General features: G+C 70.3%; 14 protein-coding genes and 1 pseudogene. 8 read left to right on the top strand and 7 right to left on the bottom strand.

Annotated elements, in window-relative coordinates; genetic code table 11:
* Nucleotides 1–2 precede the first annotated feature (2 nt).
* Together ACFV9T_RS08000 and ACFV9T_RS07995 are read right to left on the bottom strand one after the other, a co-directional pair.
* Nucleotides 3–1,304, bottom strand: coding sequence for an ABC transporter substrate-binding protein (locus tag ACFV9T_RS08000; RefSeq protein ID WP_385437500.1), 1,302 nt, complete (start codon nt 1,302–1,304; stop codon nt 3–5).
* A gap of 96 nt (nt 1,305–1,400) precedes the next feature.
* Nucleotides 1,401–2,645, bottom strand: coding sequence for an aminotransferase class V-fold PLP-dependent enzyme (locus ACFV9T_RS07995; protein WP_385437499.1), 1,245 nt, complete (start codon nt 2,643–2,645; stop codon nt 1,401–1,403).
* 151 nt (nt 2,646–2,796) lie between these two features.
* Between ACFV9T_RS07995 and ACFV9T_RS07990 the strand changes: the two genes are divergently transcribed.
* The 7 genes from ACFV9T_RS07990 to ACFV9T_RS07960 all read left to right on the top strand — a co-directional run bounded on the left by ACFV9T_RS07990 (nt 2,797) and on the right by ACFV9T_RS07960 (nt 9,328).
* Complete coding sequence (locus ACFV9T_RS07990) at nt 2,797–3,543, top strand: FadR/GntR family transcriptional regulator (protein ID WP_385437498.1); 747 nt, start codon at nt 2,797–2,799, stop codon at nt 3,541–3,543.
* Between the two features lie 48 nt (nt 3,544–3,591).
* On the top strand, nt 3,592–4,443 hold the full coding sequence (locus tag ACFV9T_RS07985; protein WP_385437497.1) for a TetR family transcriptional regulator C-terminal domain-containing protein: 852 nt from the start codon (nt 3,592–3,594) through the stop codon (nt 4,441–4,443).
* A 25-nt stretch (nt 4,444–4,468) separates the two neighbouring features.
* On the top strand, nt 4,469–4,963 hold the full coding sequence (locus ACFV9T_RS07980) for a thioesterase family protein (protein ID WP_385437496.1): 495 nt from the start codon (nt 4,469–4,471) through the stop codon (nt 4,961–4,963).
* 59 nt (nt 4,964–5,022) lie between these two features.
* On the top strand, nt 5,023–6,195 hold the full coding sequence (locus ACFV9T_RS07975) for an acyl-CoA dehydrogenase family protein (RefSeq protein WP_385437494.1): 1,173 nt from the start codon (nt 5,023–5,025) through the stop codon (nt 6,193–6,195).
* A gap of 7 nt (nt 6,196–6,202) precedes the next feature.
* The gene (locus ACFV9T_RS07970) at nt 6,203–8,290 is read left to right on the top strand and encodes an acetate--CoA ligase family protein (protein ID WP_385437492.1); all 2,088 of its coding nucleotides are present in this window, start codon (nt 6,203–6,205) and stop codon (nt 8,288–8,290) included.
* Nucleotides 8,283–9,068: a carnitinyl-CoA dehydratase gene (locus tag ACFV9T_RS07965; protein ID WP_385437491.1), complete on the top strand. Its 786-nt coding sequence runs from the start codon at nt 8,283–8,285 to the stop codon at nt 9,066–9,068. Before ACFV9T_RS07970 ends, ACFV9T_RS07965 begins: the two co-directional genes overlap by 8 nt.
* A gap of 74 nt (nt 9,069–9,142) precedes the next feature.
* Nucleotides 9,143–9,328 carry a hypothetical protein gene (locus tag ACFV9T_RS07960; protein WP_385437490.1) on the top strand — a complete coding sequence of 62 codons (186 nt, stop codon included), beginning with the start codon at nt 9,143–9,145 and terminating at the stop codon, nt 9,326–9,328.
* 52 nt (nt 9,329–9,380) lie between these two features.
* Here ACFV9T_RS07960 and ACFV9T_RS07955 read toward each other — a convergent pair whose 3' ends face one another.
* Nucleotides 9,381–10,817, bottom strand: a complete 1,437-nt coding sequence (locus ACFV9T_RS07955) for a sulfatase (protein WP_385437489.1) — start codon at nt 10,815–10,817, stop codon at nt 9,381–9,383.
* Between the two features lie 244 nt (nt 10,818–11,061).
* Between ACFV9T_RS07955 and ACFV9T_RS07950 the strand changes: the two genes are divergently transcribed.
* Nucleotides 11,062–12,072 carry an alpha/beta hydrolase gene (locus ACFV9T_RS07950; protein ID WP_385437488.1) on the top strand — a complete coding sequence of 337 codons (1,011 nt, stop codon included), beginning with the start codon at nt 11,062–11,064 and terminating at the stop codon, nt 12,070–12,072.
* Between the two features lie 638 nt (nt 12,073–12,710).
* Here the strand turns inward: ACFV9T_RS07950 and ACFV9T_RS07945 are convergent.
* The 4 genes and pseudogenes from ACFV9T_RS07945 to ACFV9T_RS07930 all read right to left on the bottom strand — a co-directional run.
* Entirely contained in the window at nt 12,711–13,709 is a 999-nt protein-coding gene (locus ACFV9T_RS07945; protein WP_385437487.1) for an aldo/keto reductase, read from the bottom strand.
* Nucleotides 13,710–13,737: 28 nt separating this feature from the next.
* On the bottom strand, nt 13,738–14,532 hold the full coding sequence (locus ACFV9T_RS07940; protein WP_385437486.1) for an SDR family NAD(P)-dependent oxidoreductase: 795 nt from the start codon (nt 14,530–14,532) through the stop codon (nt 13,738–13,740).
* Nucleotides 14,533–14,583: 51 nt separating this feature from the next.
* Nucleotides 14,584–15,408 carry an aldo/keto reductase gene (locus tag ACFV9T_RS07935; RefSeq protein WP_385437485.1) on the bottom strand — a complete coding sequence of 275 codons (825 nt, stop codon included), beginning with the start codon at nt 15,406–15,408 and terminating at the stop codon, nt 14,584–14,586.
* 72 nt (nt 15,409–15,480) lie between these two features.
* Nucleotides 15,481–15,579, bottom strand: a pseudogene (locus ACFV9T_RS07930) (heme-binding protein); the annotation flags it as partial.
* Nucleotides 15,580–15,599: the final 20 nt, after the last annotated feature.

Here is a 15,599-nt window from a genome sequence, read left to right as displayed (position 1 = left end):
CCCTACTTCTCCTGCTCCCACTTCTCGGTCCAGTACGCGTCCCAGCCCTCCAGCAGCTCCTTCGGCGTCATCTTGCCGCTCACCATCTTCTGCACATCGGTGTCGGACCTCTGCTCCCACTCGCGCCACCAGGCCACCCCGCGCGGCTGGCTGACGTTGAGATAGGTGTCGGGGTGCTTGGTCATGGTGACGTACGACGACCAGGGGCCGGTCTTGTAGAACGGGTCCTCGGTGGCCGACTTGAGGATCGGCACCAGGCTGTTCTTCTTGGTGAAGTCCGTCGACGCCTTGCCCTGCGACAGGAACTTGATCAGCTTGACGGTCTCCGCCTTGTGCTTGCTGCCCTTCGCGATGCCCCACCCGGCGGTGGCCAGCGGCTGGACGGTCTTCCCGCTCGGCCCTGCCACCAGGGGAGCGGTGTCCCACTGGCCCTTCGAGACCGACTTGGACTCGGAGACGGTGGCGATCACCTCCGGATCCTGGAGCAGGAAGGCCGTGGAGCCGTTGGAGAAGGCCTCGACCATCTCCGGGTAGCCCCAGGAGACGGACGACTTGGGGGAGGCCTGTTTGAAGAGCTTCAGGTAGGTCTGGAGGGCGTCCACGGCCTTGGGCGAGGAGAAGATCGTGCGGCCGTCCTTCAGCTGGTAGCCGTTGGACGGGTCGACCTGGTCGGCCACGTACGCCTCGATGACGGCCGTGGCGTTGCTGTTGGCGTTGGCCCCGCCCCGGAACGCGTAGCCGTAGCGCCGCTTCGCCGGGTCGTTGATGGCGGACGCCTGCTTCAGCAACTGCTCCCAGGTGGCCGGGGGGTCGCTGAACCCGGCGTCCTTGATCAGGTCGGTGCGGTAGAAGAGGCTCAGCCCGTAGAAGCCGTAGGGGACGAAATAGGTGTGGCCCTTGGCGTCCTCGGCGGCCTTGACGGCGTTCTCCGTCATGGCCTGCCAGCCCTGCCACCCCTTGAGGTCCTTCTTCATGTCGTGGAGCCAGCCGTTGTTCGACCACGGGCCGACGGTGATGTCCCGTACCTCCAGGGCGTCCACGCCGCTGCCGGACTGGAGCATCTGCTGGATCTTCTGGTCGGCCTGCTCGGTGGGCGGCGAGATCAGATTGACCTTGATCTTGGGGTTCCGCTTCTCGAAGTCGGCTATGAGCCCGTTGAGCAGATCGGTGCGGGCGGGGTTGGTCAGGCTCTCGACCATGTTGAGCGTGACCGTTCCGTTCGCGCCCGGGTTCATGGTGGAACAGCCGGTCAGGACCATCGCGGCGGCGGTGCCGAGGGCGAGGGCTGCCGTCCTTCTCCTCATCGTGCTGACCTCTTCCTTGGATGCGGGCCGCGCTGGGAGCGGCCCGGGGGAGGGGGCGTACCTGTCGAGTGCGCGCACGGCGTACGTGTCGAGCCGCTACGAGGCGCCGTGCCGCCCGCGAGCCGCGCGGGCCCACTCGCCGAGGACGGGGACGCAGGCCTCGGCGAAGTACTCGTAGTCGGCGGCGGTGTTGTAGACGTGGGCGGACACCCGCAGATAGCCGATGCCGCCGAAGCTGGTGAAGGCCGCCTCCACGCCCAGCTCCCGGGCGACCCGGTCGCGCAGCGCGTCGGCCTCGAGGCGGGTGGGGCCCAGCCCGTCGGGCAGCCGCACCAGCCGCATCCCGGGGACCGGCATGCCGACGTCGACGGCGCTGTCGGCGCCGGTCAGCTCGGTGAACGCGGCACCGATGACCTGCGCCGCGTAGCCCGCCAGCTGGTCCATATAGCGGCGGGCGCGCTGCCAGCCCCAGGTGTGCTCGATGAAGCCGAGCGCCGTCGGCGCCGCCAGATAGCAGGTGGCGTCCACCGTGCCCTGCTGGTCGAAGCGGTCGGGGTACGGATCCTCGGCGCCCCATGAGTCGATCGGCGGGTAGAGCCGCTCACGCAGCGGACCATGGGCGACGAGCGCCGCCGTACCGCGTGGCGCGCACCCCCACTTGTGCAGGTTCCCGACCCAGACATCGCAGGTCAGCCCGGAGAGCGGGGCGGGGAGCAGACCGGGTGCGTGCGCCCCGTCCACGAGCAGCGGAATCCCGCGCTGCCGCGCCTCCGCGCCGATCCGCTCCACCGGCATCCGGCGGGCGGTCGCCGAGGTGATCTGGTCCAGCACGATGAGGTCGGTCGCCTCGGACACCTCGGCGAACACGGCCTCGTACGCCCGCTCCTCGTCCGCGTCGAGGGGCACCCGCGCGGTGCGGACCCTGCCCTCCCAGCGGTCGCGCGCCAGCCGCTCGGCGCCCATGGTGACGGCCCCGTAGCCGTGGTCGGTGACGACGATCTCCCCGCCACGGTGCCGGTCGAGGGCGGCGTACACGGTGCTGACCCCGGCGCTCGCGTTCGGCACCAGGGCCAGGTCGTCGGCGGCCACCCGCAGAAAGCGGGCGACCTCCACCCTGGTGTCGGCGACCCGCTGCGGCAGCGCCGGGAACCACACCACCGGGGAGCGCTCCATCTCCGCGCGCAGCTGCCTCTGCCGCTCCTGTGCCACCAGGGGAACGGCGCCGAAGGAACCGTGGTTCAGGTGTCTCATGGCGGGGTCCAGCGACCACGCCCGGTCGGCGGGCCTGCCGTCGGTCAGCAACAGGGGACGTGGCGCCGCGATGACATCGGTCTCGCTCACATGACTCCCGATCTGCCGGGGTCCGGGTGTTCCGAGGGGGATCAGGATCAGAACACGTATGATGACTCGGCATCTTGCAGGATAGATTCCGTGCGATCAAGGGGTCTGCGGCGTAGGTCATCAGATGACTTGCGTTTTGGGAGGAAATCGGATGTCCGCAGTCGACAAGGCGTTCCACGGCCTACGGCACATGATCGCCACCGGACGCCTCGGCGCCGGAGGGCGTGTTCCGCCCGAGGGCGAGCTGTGCGAGGAACTCGGCGTGTCCCGGGGCTCGTTGCGCGAGGCCGTGCGGATGCTCGCGGCCCTGGGCGTGATCGAGCCGAGGCACGGCTCCGGCACGTATGTCTCCCAGCTCAGGCCGGAGGACATGATAGGCAGCCTCTCGCTCACCCTGGAGCTGCTGCCGCTCTCCGGTCTGCTGGAGATGTACGAGATCCGGCGCGTCCTGGAGGCCCATGTCGCGGCGCAGGCCGCCGCCCGCAGCACACCGGAGACGGTACGGACGCTCTTCGCGCTCATCGAGGCCATGGACGCCACCGATGACCCGGCCGAGGCCTCGGACCTCGACCACCGCTTCCACGCCGAGATCGCCACCGCCGCCGGGAACCCCGCCCTCGCCTCCCTGCTCGCGGTCTTCCGCGCCCGCTCCCGCAAGTACCAGATCTTCACCCTCCCCGAGGGCGAGACGATGCGGCGTAAGAGCGACGAGGACCACCGCGTGCTGGCCACCGCGATCGCCGACCGCGATCCGCGCGCCGCCGCCGGTGCCGCCGAGGCCCACGTCGCCCAGACGGAGCGGTGGCTGCGCACCTTCATGCCGCCCATGGAAGAAGCACCCATGGAAGAGGCTCCCGTGGAAGAGGGGGACCAGGGCGCCGCGTTGCGATGCGATTGATGCGTCAGACTATTGCGGGTTTCGCAACGCACCCCTAGGGTCGGCGGCATGCTGCACACTGCGGACGCGACGCGTCAGCGGGTACGTGAGGTGCTGCGCGGATACCCGGGCAGCCAGCGCGCGTTCGCCGACGACATGGGGCTGGACCCCACCAAGCTGTCCAAGTCGCTGACCGGCGCCCGGCGGTTCACCCCCGCCGAGCTGACCCGGATCGCCGAGATCGGCAACGTCACGGTGAACTGGCTGATCAACGGCAGCGACGAGGCGGACACCGTGTCCGCCGTACCGCAGCGCACCGCGCGGCGACCGGAACCCAGCGGCGACACCGGCCGGTACCGGCAGATCCTCGACGCGGCCTGGCGCCTCATCGCCGAGCGCGGCTATCACGCGGTGCGGGTGTCGGACGTCGCGGAGGCCTGCGGCACGAGCGCCGCCACCATCCACTACCACTTCCCCGGCCGCGACGGCCTGCTCACCGAGGCACTGCGCCATTCGGTGAAGCAGGCGTTCGACCGCCAGGTCGCGGAACTGCACGGCATCGAGGACGCCCATCAGCGGCTGCTGCGCCTGGTCGAGCTGCAACTGCCCACCCCGGGCGCGCTGCAGCGGGAGTGGTCGATCTGGCTGCAGGTGTGGAACGAAAGCGCGCTGCGCCCAGAACTGCGGGTGCTGCACACCGACTCCTACGCCCGCTACCACGACACGGTCGCCCGCACGATCGCCGAAGGCCAGGCCCAGGGCGTCTTCACCGACGCCGATCCCGAGGAACTGGCGGCGACCCTGACGGCCCTGATCGACGGACTGGGTATCCAGGTGCTCACCGGCCGCCCCGGCCGGACCGCCGAGCGGATGCGGCGGACCCTCTACGACTTCGTGCAACGCGAGATCCTCCGCAACTGAGCGACCTCAGGAACAGGAGCCGGGTATGGCCCACAGCGACGACATCCCCGCACCGTTGTCCCTGCACCACACCACGGTCGACGCGGCCTGGGTGGACTACAACGGCCACATGAGCGAGTCCTGCTACCTGCTGGTCTTCGGGGACAACGCGGACGCGTTCTTCCGCTACATCGGCATCGACGAGCGGTACCGCGCCGAGGGCCACTCGCTCTACACGGTGGAAACCCATCTGCACCACCGCCGCGAAGTGGCCGAGGGCGAGCCGATCCGGCTGACCCTCCGCGTACTCGACCACGACACCAAGCGCGTGCACATCTTCCACGAAATGCACCACGGCACCACCGGCACCCTGCTGGCCACGGCCGAACAGATGCTGGTGCACGTCGACATGGAGCAGGGAAGGTCGTGTCCCCTGCCCACGCCCCTGCTCCAGCGGCTGGCCGCGATCCAGCAGGCCCACACCACCCTGCCCCGCCCCGAGGCCGTGGGCCGCCCGATGGGCATCCGCCGCCGCGACTGAAACACCTCTTCGCTCCCGTCAGCCCATCCGCTCCCGCCCCGCCGTCCTGAGGAGCCGCCATGGATTTCGAACTCACCGACGAGCAGCGCATGATCGTGGAGACGGTGCGCAAGTTCGTCACGACCGAGCTGGAGCCGCACGAGGACGAGGTCGAGCGGCTCGACGAAGTGCCGCCCGAACTGGCCGAACGGATCCGCCGAAAAGCCCTCGACGCCGGGATCTACGCGGCCAACATGCCCGAAGAACTGGGTGGCGGCGGCCTGGACGCCACCAGCATGACCCTCGTCGAACGCGAGCTGGGCCGCGCCGGTTACGCCCTGCAGATGCTCGTCGCCCGGCCGAGCAACATCCTGCGGGCATGCGAAGGGGAGCAACGCGAGCGCTATCTGCTCCCGACCATTCGCGGGGAACGCCACGACTGCCTCGCCATGACCGAACCCGGCGCCGGATCCGACGTACGCTCGATGACCACCCGCGCGGTGGCGGACGGCGACGACTACGTCCTCAACGGCACCAAACACTTCATCAGCCACGCCGACGCGGCGGACTTCGTGATCCTCTTCGCCACCACCGGCGCCACCGACGCGGCGCCGGAACCAGGGCGCGGGCGGAAGAACCCGATCACGGCGTTCCTGGTGGACCTGGACACCCCCGGGCTCACCGTCACCCGTGGCTCGGCGTGCGTATCGCACCGGGGCTACCACCAGTGCGAGCTGTCGTTCTCGGACTGCCGTATCCCCGTGGGCCAGCGCCTCGGCGAAGAGGGGCGTGGCTTCGACCTGATGGGGGAGTGGCTGGGCGCCAGTCGGCTCAGCGTCGCCGCCACCAGTGTCGGCCGCGCCCGGCGCGTCCTGGACCTCGCCACGGGATGGGCCGCCGAACGCAGCCAGTTCGGCCAGACGGTCGGCCGCTTCCAGGGCGTCGGCTTCCCCCTGGCGGACATGGCCACCGAACTGGAGGCCGCGGAACTCCTCACCCTGCGGGCGGCGTGGAAACTCGACCAGGGCACCATGACCGACCGCGACGCGGCGATGGCGAAGCTGTACGCCTCGGAAGCGCTGGGCCGCATCACCGACCGGGCGGTGCAGATCTTCGGCGGCATGGGGCTGATGGCGGAACTGCCGATCGAACGGTTCTGGCGGGACGCGCGCGTGGAGCGCATCTGGGACGGCACCAGCGAAATCCAGCGCCACATCATCTCCCGGTCCCTGCTGCGCCCCCTCGGATCGTGACCCGGCGATGGGCACCAGGGACAACCTCCGGCGCCTGCTGAGCCCGCGCCACATCGCCGTGTTCGGCGGCGACACCGCCGCCGCCGCGATCCGGCAGTGCCGCCGCGCGGGCTTCACCGGGACGATCTGGCCGGTCCACCCCCGGCGTACGAGCATCGAAGGCCTGCGCTGCTACCCGAACGCCGCCGCGCTGCCCGACCCACCGGACGCCTCGTTCCTCGCCATACCGAGGGATGCCACCGTCGAGGTGCTGGCGGAACTCGCCGCACGCGACGCGGGCGGCGCGGTCTGCCACGCGGCGGGCTTCGCCGAGGACGGGGAGACCGGTGCGCGGTGGCAGCGCGACTTCGTCCGTGCGGCGGGGCGGATGGCGGTGATCGGGCCCAACTGCATCGGGATGCTCGACTACCTCGACGGCGCCGCGCTCTGGGCCGACCAGCACGGCGGGCGGCGGGTGGACCGTGGCGTCGCCATCATCACCCAGAGCGGCAACATCGGCCAGAACCTCACCATGCAGCGCAGATCGCTGCCGCTCGCCCGGCTGGTGACGGTCGGCAACGCCGCCGTGACCGGGGTGGCCGAACTGGTCGAAGCGCTGCTGGAAGACCCCCGGATCACCGCGATCGGTCTCCACCTGGAGGGCATCGACGACCCCGCAGGGCTGTCCCGGGCCGCCGTACGCGCCCTCCAGCGGCGCGTGCCGATCGTCGTGCTGAAAACGGGCCGGTCCGAACTGGGCGGCCGGGCCAATCTGAGCCACACCAGCTCCCTGGCCGGGTCCGATGTGCTCTGCGACGCCTTCTTCCGGCGCCTGGGCATGGCCCGGGTGCACCAGGTCGCCACCTTCCTGGAGACACTGAAGTATCTGCACGTCCACGGGCCGAGCACCGGAGCGCGCATCGCCTCCGCGAGTTGTTCGGGAGGAGAGGCGTCTCTGCTGGCCGACCTCGCCCACGACCACGACGTCGAACTGCCACCGTTTGCGGACGACACCGCCCGGCGGCTGCGGGAGGTGCTCGGCGACCGGGTGTCCGTCGCCAACCCCTTGGACTACCACACCTACATCTGGGGCGACTTCGACGCCCAGCGCGACTGCTTCCGCGCCTTCCTCACCACCGGTTTCGACATGCATCTCCTGGTGCTCGACTTCCCCCGCGCGGACCGCTGCTCCCCGGAGGCGTGGCAGACCACCCTGGACGCCTGCCTGGCCGCGCGCCGGCACACCGGCGCGCCCGCCTGTGTGGTCAGTACGCTGCCGGAAGGGCTGCCGGAGCCGGTGCGCACGCTGCTGCTGGACGAGGGCGTCGCCCCGATGCAGGGCATCGCCGAATGCCTGACGGCGATCGCCGCGGCGCGCCAGACCGGGCTGGCCCAGGAGACGGCCGATACGGCCCTGCCGCTCGACCCGGCCACCCCCGCACCGCCGCCCGGGTCGTTCTCTCTCGACGAGTGGCGCGGCAAGCGGACCCTCGCCGAGTGGGGCGTTCCCGTTCCCCCGGGCTCCGTGGCCACGTCGGCTAAGACCGCCGCCGAGGCGGCCCGGGACATCGGATTCCCCGTGGTGGTGAAGGCGCTGTCGGAGACGATCGCGCACAAGAGCGACGTCGGCGGGGTGCGCCTCGGGCTGACCGGGGAACAGCGGGTGCGCGAGGCGGTGGCCGCCATGGCGGGGCTCTCGGACCGTTTCCTCGTGGAGCGCATGGCCGAGGGCGCGGTGGCGGAACTGATCGTCGGTGTCCACCGGGACCCGCAGTTCGGCCCGGCGCTCACCCTCGGCGCGGGCGGCACGATGGTCGAACTCCTCCACGACGCGGCCACCCTGCTGCTGCCCGTACGGCACGACGAGATCCGCGCCGCGCTGCGACGGCTGCGCGTCTGGCCGCTGCTGACCGGCTTCCGTGGCCAGCCGCCGGGTGACGTCGACGCCGTCATCGACACGGTGGCGGCCGTGGCCGACTACGCGCGCGGCCACGCGCACACCCTCGTGGAACTCGACATCAACCCCCTGCTGGTCCTTCCCGGTCACGGTGGCGTCGTGGCCGCCGATGTGCTGATCAGGCTGGGGACCGACGAACGAGGAGAAGCGCATGGCTGACCCGGTACGTATCGAGGCCGACGGCGGCATCCTGCTGGTGACCCTGGATCGCCCCAAGGCCAACGCGATCGACGTGGCCACGAGCCGCGCGCTCCACGCCGCCTTCGACAGGCTGGCCCGGGACGAGACGCTGCGGGTGGCGGTGGTCACCGGCGCCGGGCAGCGGTTCTTCTCGGCGGGATGGGACCTCAAGGCCGCGGCGTCGGGAGAAGCCATCGACGCCGACCACGGCCCCGGCGGCTTCGCCGGGCTCACCGAACTCTTCGACCTCGACAAGCCCGTCATCGCGGCGGTGAACGGCCTCGCCCTCGGCGGCGGCTTCGAACTCGCCCTGGCCGCCGACCTGATCGTCGCCGCCGACCACGCCGAGTTCGCCCTGCCGGAAGTGACCCTCGGCATGATCCCCGACTCCGGCGGCGTGCTGAGGCTCCCCCGGCGCCTCCCGCAGGCGGTGGCGGGCGACCTCCTGCTGACCGGACGCCGCATGCCCGCATCCGAGGCGGAACGCTGGGGCCTGGTCAACCGCGTCGTCGACGGCCCCGACCTCCTGGAGACGGCGCTGCGGCTGGCCCGCGACATCCGCGCCGGGGCGCCACTGGCGGTGGCGGCCATCAAGGAAATCCTCCGGACCACGGCGAATTCCACGATCGAGGAAGGCTACGCCCACCTGCGCCACGGCGACCTGCCCGCATACCGGGCCATGCTGACATCCGACGACGCGCGGGAGGGACCGCGCGCATTCGCCGAAAAACGTACCCCGAGGTGGACCGGCCGCTGAGCCACTTCCCCGCCTTTTGCCATCAATGCTCAAAAGCCTTCGGAAGGTGGGGAGTTCGGGTAGCGTCCCCGGACATGAGCAACCAGATCAGCATTGACCGAGCCCCGGGTTCCGAGGGCGGCATCAGCATTACCGTCAATCTCACCGCGGAAGCCCTCAGTGCGCTCCAGGCGAATGGCCAGTATTCCGAGGCACTTGCCGAGGGACAGGTTTCCGGCGCCGGACCGGTCCTGGAGAAGATTTCCTTCAATGTCTCCTAGAAGAGTGTCGTAGAAACGCTGTAGTAGAAGCGTGTCGTAGCGAGGCCGGTCCTCAGGCCGCCGGATAGGGAAGCAGTTTCTCGGCCGTCCTTTCCCAGGAGGTCTTGAGTTCCGCGAGGAGTTCCGGCTTGTCGGGAGCGAGATCGGCCTGTTCCCGTACGTCCTGGGCGAGATTGAACAGCTGGTCCTTGCCGTCGGCGTCCTGGTAGTACTTCCAGTCGCCGCGCCGCAGTGCCCGGTTGTCCCGCACCCGCCAGAAGAGGTCGCGGTCACGCGGCGCTTCGCCGCGCAGCAGGTAACCGGCCAGGCTCGTGCCGTCCAGCGGATAGGCCGGGTCCGGCCGGGCGCCGCCCACCTCCAGCAGGGTGGCGGTCCAGTCGGGGGAGAAGTTCGGCTCGTGGCTGACCTGGTGCGGGTCGATCCGGGACGGCCACCGCAGGATGGCCGGAACCCGGATGCCGCCCTCCAGCAGGGCGAACTTCTCTCCGCTGAGCGGCCAGTTGTAGGAGAAGCGCTCGCCGCCGTTGTCGCTGGCGAACAGCACCAGGGTGTCGTCCTCCTGACCCGAGCGGCGCAGGGCCTCGAGGACTTCGCCCACCGCGGCGTCCAGGCTCTCCACCATTTCCGTGTACTTCGCGACGGAACCACCGTCGAAGTGGTTCAGCGCGCTCACCACCTCGTCATGGCTCTTCGCCGACCGTATCTTCGCGGCGATGGACGCTCCGGTGGCGGCGTCGCCCTCGGCGAGCCACGGCCAGTGGGGAGTGGTGAAGTTGAGGTTCAGCAGCCAGGGCCGGTCGTGGTCGCGGCTGACGTACTCGACGGCCCGTTCGGTGAGGACCGTCGTGTAGTAGCGCAGATCCTGGTACTCGGCGTCGCCCTCGTACAGGTCGTACTCGCCGAGCTGCCCGAGCTTGGAGAAGTACTCCAGGACGCCGCCGAAGTTGCCGAAGAACTCGTCCCAGCCGGACTTCGTGGGGCTGTAGTCGGGCAGCCAGCCGCAGTGCCACTTCCCGATCAGCGCGGTGGCGTAACCGACGCCCTTGAGCAGCGAGGCGAGCGTCGGATGGTTCGGGTCCAGCCCCTCGGAGCGGTCGCCGACCGGCTCGGCCAGTCCGCCCTTCGTCCGGCCGGGATAGCGGCCGGTGTAGAGGCTGAAGCGGGTGGGGGAGCAGGTCGCCGAGCCGGAGTACGCGTCGGTGAAGCGCACCCCCTGCCGGGCGAGGCGGTCGAGGTGCGGGGTCTTGATGTGCGGCGCGCCATAGGACGACAGATCGGCCCAGCCGAGGTCGTCGCCCAGGATGACCAGCAGATTGGGCCGGTGGCCCCCGGCGCCGCCCGAGCGGGCACGGAAGGGCCGCTCCTCCGTTGCCTCGCCGGGCTTGTCGTTCGCGGTGGCCGGTCCGGCGGCGGCCACGCCCGCCGCGCTCAGCGCGCTGCCACCCATCAGGCCGTGGAAGAGGCGGCGGGACATCCTGGGATCGTTCATGCTGATCAACGGTGGAGGGCGGCGGCGCCCCGGACAACACATGGCGAGCTGCCCTCATGCGATGTTCATGCTCGTACACACGGCCGCAATACAAGGCTGTTGCCCGTGGCCGCCTTCACCGCGCCCTCGGCTGAGCAGGATGTCGGCGGCACCCGGCCGGTAGAATCCGCCACGCGACGGCTGACCTCTCGCTGGGGGCGGCCGACGGCGGGGGATCCTCCTTCCGCGACCCTGGGAGCCGGCCATGCAGAACACCTCCCCCGACCCGGCGGCCACCGCACCGCTCGGGCCACCGCCGCCGTTCGATCCGGAACTCGCCGCGGCCCTCGCGGTCATCACGCAGATGCTGCCGCCCGGCGGGTCCGGGGCCGATCCGGGCACGACGCCCCCTGAGGACGTGCCCGGGATGGAACCGGTGACGGCCGAGGACCTGGAGCGCGACGGGGCCTTCCGGGTCGAGGAGCGGTCCGTTCCCGGCCCGGCGGACGCGCCGGACGTCTCGCTGCTGATCTGCCGCCCATCCGCCCCGGCCACCCCCACACCGGCGCTGTACCACATCCACGGTGGCGGCATGATGGTCGGCGACAACCGTACGGGCCTGCCCGAGATGCTCGACCTCGCCGAGGAGCTGGGACTGGCCGTGGTGTCCGTCGAATACCGGCTGGCACCCGGCACGCCGTATCCGGGCCCGGTCGAGGACTGCTACGCGGGCCTGAGGTGGACCGCCGAGCACGCCGAGGAGCTGGGCGTCGACCCGGAGCGCATCGTCGTCGTCGGTGGCAGTGCCGGTGGCGGCCTCGCGGCGGCCGTCGCCCTGCTGGCGCGCGACCTCGGTGGTCCGGCCCTGTTCGGGCAGCTGCTGATGTGCCCGATGCTGGACGACCGCAACGACACCCCGTCCGCCCGCCAGATGACCGGGGTCGGGGTGTGGGACAGGGCCTCCAACGAGGCCGGGTGGACGGCGCTGCTCGGCGCCGCCCGCGGAACGGACGCCGTGCCGCCCTACGCCGCACCCGCCCGCGCGACCGACCTGTCCGGGCTGCCGCCCGCGTTCATCGACGTGGGATCCGCCGAGACCTTCCGCGACGAGGACGTCGACTACGCCACCCGCCTCTGGCAGGCCGGGGGAGCGGCCGAACTGCACGTCTGGCCCGGCGCCTTCCACGGTTTCAGCGGAATGGCCCCGCACGCCGCCATCTCCCACGACGCCCGCGCCGCGCGACTGCTGTGGCTGCGCAGACTCCTGACGAACTGACCGCCCCGCGGCCCCCTGGTGCGGCCCAGCACCGATGTGGTGAATTCTCGTATTTCGCCTTCTAGGCTCCTGAAGGGTGTGTAAGTGTATCGACACCTCGCTAGACGGAAGAATTGGGAGGGGGCCCAATTTGTGCAACCTATTGGACGAGGCGTGGCTGACCGTGACTGATTGCCTACCTCGACCGGCACAGCCATCTCTTCGCCCAGGTGTCGCACACCTGGCAATCGCGTAGGTGGCCGATCAGGTCCTCCCCACCGCTGCCCCCAGCCTCTTCACCGGCCGGACGGTGAACGAGGACGGCAACACCTACCGTCTCAGCACTCCCTCGCCGGGCAGCCCTGCGGAAGGCCGCCTGAACGCGGCGCATCGCATACGACGGAACAGCCGTTGACCGCGTTCACAAGGCGTACGACTGTCGCTCAGGAGTGAGCTGAACAGGGGAAGGATCCGAGATGGAGGATGATGAATGGCCCAAGCGCCCGTGGCGTGATCCTGCGTGGTGGCTGGTCGCGATCGCGGCTCTTGGATTGTTTCATCAGATGATGGTCAACCTGTTTCGGTAGTCCAGCTCCGTACGTCGACGATCGGCGCCGCCTTCGTTGGAATCCGGCTTCCGAACTCATGGGCGCACGGGCTCACGGCGCGGCAGGATCGAGCAGGCCGGCCGCCCGGAGTTCGTCCCAGAAGTCGGTGGGGATCTCTTCCCGAAGGGCTGCCAGGTCCTCGGCGATGCGCGAGGGGCGGGTGGCGCCGGGGATGACGGCCGCGGCGGCAGGGTGGGCCAGGGAGAACTGGAGCGCCGCCGCCTTGACGGTCACGCCGTACCGCTCGGCGAGGCCGTTGATCCGCCGGACCTTCTCCACGATGTCGGCCGGGGCCTTCTGATACTCGAAGTGGGTGCCGCCGGCGAGGACACCGGAGCTGTAGGGGCCGCCGACGACCATGTCGACGCCCTGCTCCTGGGCAGCGGGCAGGAGCCGCTGCAGTGCCTGGCGGTGGTCGAGGAGGGTGTAGCGGCCTGCGAGCAGGAAGCCGTCGGGGCGGGGCTCGTCCAGGGCGAGGGTCAGCTCGACCGGCTCGACACGGTTGACGCCGAGCCCCCACGCCTTGATGACACCCTGGTCACGCAGGTCGTCCAGGACGCGGAAGGCGCCTGTGCGGGCGGTCTCGAACTGGGCGAGCCAGCGGTCGCCGTGGAAATCCTGGGCGATGTCGTGCACCCAGACGATGTCCAGCCGGTCGGTGTTCAGCCGCCGGAGGCTGTCCTCGATCGAGCGCTTGGTGGCGTCGGCCGAGTAGTCGTCGGTCACCTTGTTCGGCCGACCGTGCTCGAACAGGCCGCCTTTCTCGCCGAGGTCGCGGCCGGAGGGGGCCTCGGCCTCGTCGTGAATGATCCGGCCGACCTTCGTCGACAGGACGAAGGAGTCCCGTGGGTGCTGGGCGAGCATCTCCCCGAGGCGGATCTCGGCGAGGCCCGCGCCGTAGAACGGAGCGCTGTCGAAGTAGCGGATCCCCTGGTCCCAGGCGGCCCGCAGCGTCGCCTGGGCCTCCTCCTCCGGGATCGCGCGGAACATGTTGCCCAGCGGTGCGGTACCGAATCCGAGGCGGCCGGGCAGCAGCGTGGTGAGGCTCATGAGGAGCACCTTTCTTTCTGCGGCGGTGTCAGGGCAGGATCGAGTCGATGTAGCCGCCGTCGACCCGCAGTGCGCCGCCGGTGGTGGCGGAGGCGTAGGGGGAGCTGAGGTAGACCACCATGTTGGCGATCTCCTCGGGCTCGATGAGGCGCTGGAGCAGGGACTGGGGGCGGTGCTCGACCATGAACTGGTGCTGTGCCTCGTCCCAGGGCAGCTCGTCGCCGACGAGCTGGCGGACGAAGTCCTCCACTCCGCCGGTGTGCGTGGGCCCGGCGATCACGGAGTTGACGGTGACCCCCGTACCGGCGGCCTCCTTGGCGAAGCCGCGGGTGACCGCGAGCAGCGAGGTCTTCGTCATGCCGTAGTGGATCATCTCCGCGGGGACGACGACGGCGGAGTCGCTCGCGAGGGAGAGCACACGGCCCCAGCCCCGCTCCTTCATGCCGGGCAGGTAGGCGCGGATCAGGCGCACGGCGGAGAGCACGTTGACCTCGAAGTAGCGCCGCCACTCGGCGTCGTCGATCTCCAGCGGCGGGGTCGCGCCGAAGATTCCGAGGTTGTTGACGAGGATGTCCACCTGCGGAACGGCGTCCAGGACGGCCTGGGTGCCGTCCTCGTCCGCCAGGTCCCCGGGGGCGGCGACGATGGCGTCGTTGCCCGTCTCGGTACGCAGCTTCCGTACGGCCTGTTCGACGGTCTCGGCGCGCCTGCCGTTGACGGCGACGCGCGCTCCGGCGCGGGCGAGACCGGCGGCGATGGCGTAACCGATGCCCTGGGTGGAACCGGTGACGAGCGCGGTCCGGCCGGAAAGGTCGATGTTCACGGTGCTATGCCCTCCTGGAGCGGTGAACGGTTGATGTCGGTCGATCAGTTATCAGTTGAGGGTGTCGGGGTCCGGGCCCGTGCACGTACCGGTGTCGAGGCCGGCGATCGCGGCGAGGTCGTCGTCGCTCAGCTCGAAGCCGAAGACGTCGAGGTTCTGCCGGATGCGCTCCGGGGTGACCGACTTGGGGATGACCACGTTGCCGGTCTGGAGGTGCCAGCGCAGCACCACCTGGGCGGGGCTGACGCCGTACGTGTCGGCGATGTCCACGAGGGGCTGGGCACCGAGGACGGCACCCTGGGCCAGCGGGCTCCATGCCTCGGTGGCGATCCGGTGCTCCGCGTGGAAGGCGCGCAGCTCGCTCTGCTGGAGGGCGGGATGCAGCTCGACCTGGTTGATCACCGGCGTGATGCCGGTGTGCTCCAGCAGGCGCTGGAGGTGGGGCACCTGGAAATTGGACACGCCGATGGCGCGGGTCCGGCCGTCGGCGAGCAGCTTTTCGAAGGCGCGCCAGGTGTCGAGGTACCGGTCACGGGCCGGGGTGGGCCAGTGGATCAGGTAGAGGTCGACGTGGTCCAGGCCGAGCTTCTCCAGGGAGGTCTCGAAGGCCGCGAGGGTCGCGTCGTAGCCCTGGTCCTCGTTCCACAGCTTGGTCGTGACGAACAACTCCTCGCGGGGGATGCCGGAGGCGGCCAGCGCACGGCCGACTCCGCGTTCGTTGCCGTAGATGGCGGCGGTGTCGATGCTGCGGTATCCGGCCTCCAGGGCGCTGCTGACCGCGGCGGTGGTCTGGTCGTCGGGGACCTGGAAGACACCGAAGCCCAGCTGCGGCATCGCGACACCGTTGTTCAGTGTCACCTTCGGAATCGACGTCATGGGGGGATGTCCTTTCTATGGCTGGGAGGGTTCAGAGCGCCTTAGGGCGGCCGTGGCGAAGCCGTGGTCGTCGGGCTTGACCAGGTCCACCAGGTCGGCTGTCGGGGCGTCGAGCTGGAGGGAGGTGTAGGCCTTACGGGTGCTGGTCTCGCCGGAGGTCAGCACGGCCCGAGTACGTCCGCGTCCTCGGT

It is taken from the genome of Streptomyces sp. NPDC059850, from assembly GCF_042731515.1.
In the GTDB taxonomy this organism is placed as follows: domain Bacteria; phylum Actinomycetota; class Actinomycetes; order Streptomycetales; family Streptomycetaceae; genus Streptomyces.
This window is presented reverse-complemented; position numbering and strand designations above follow the sequence as displayed.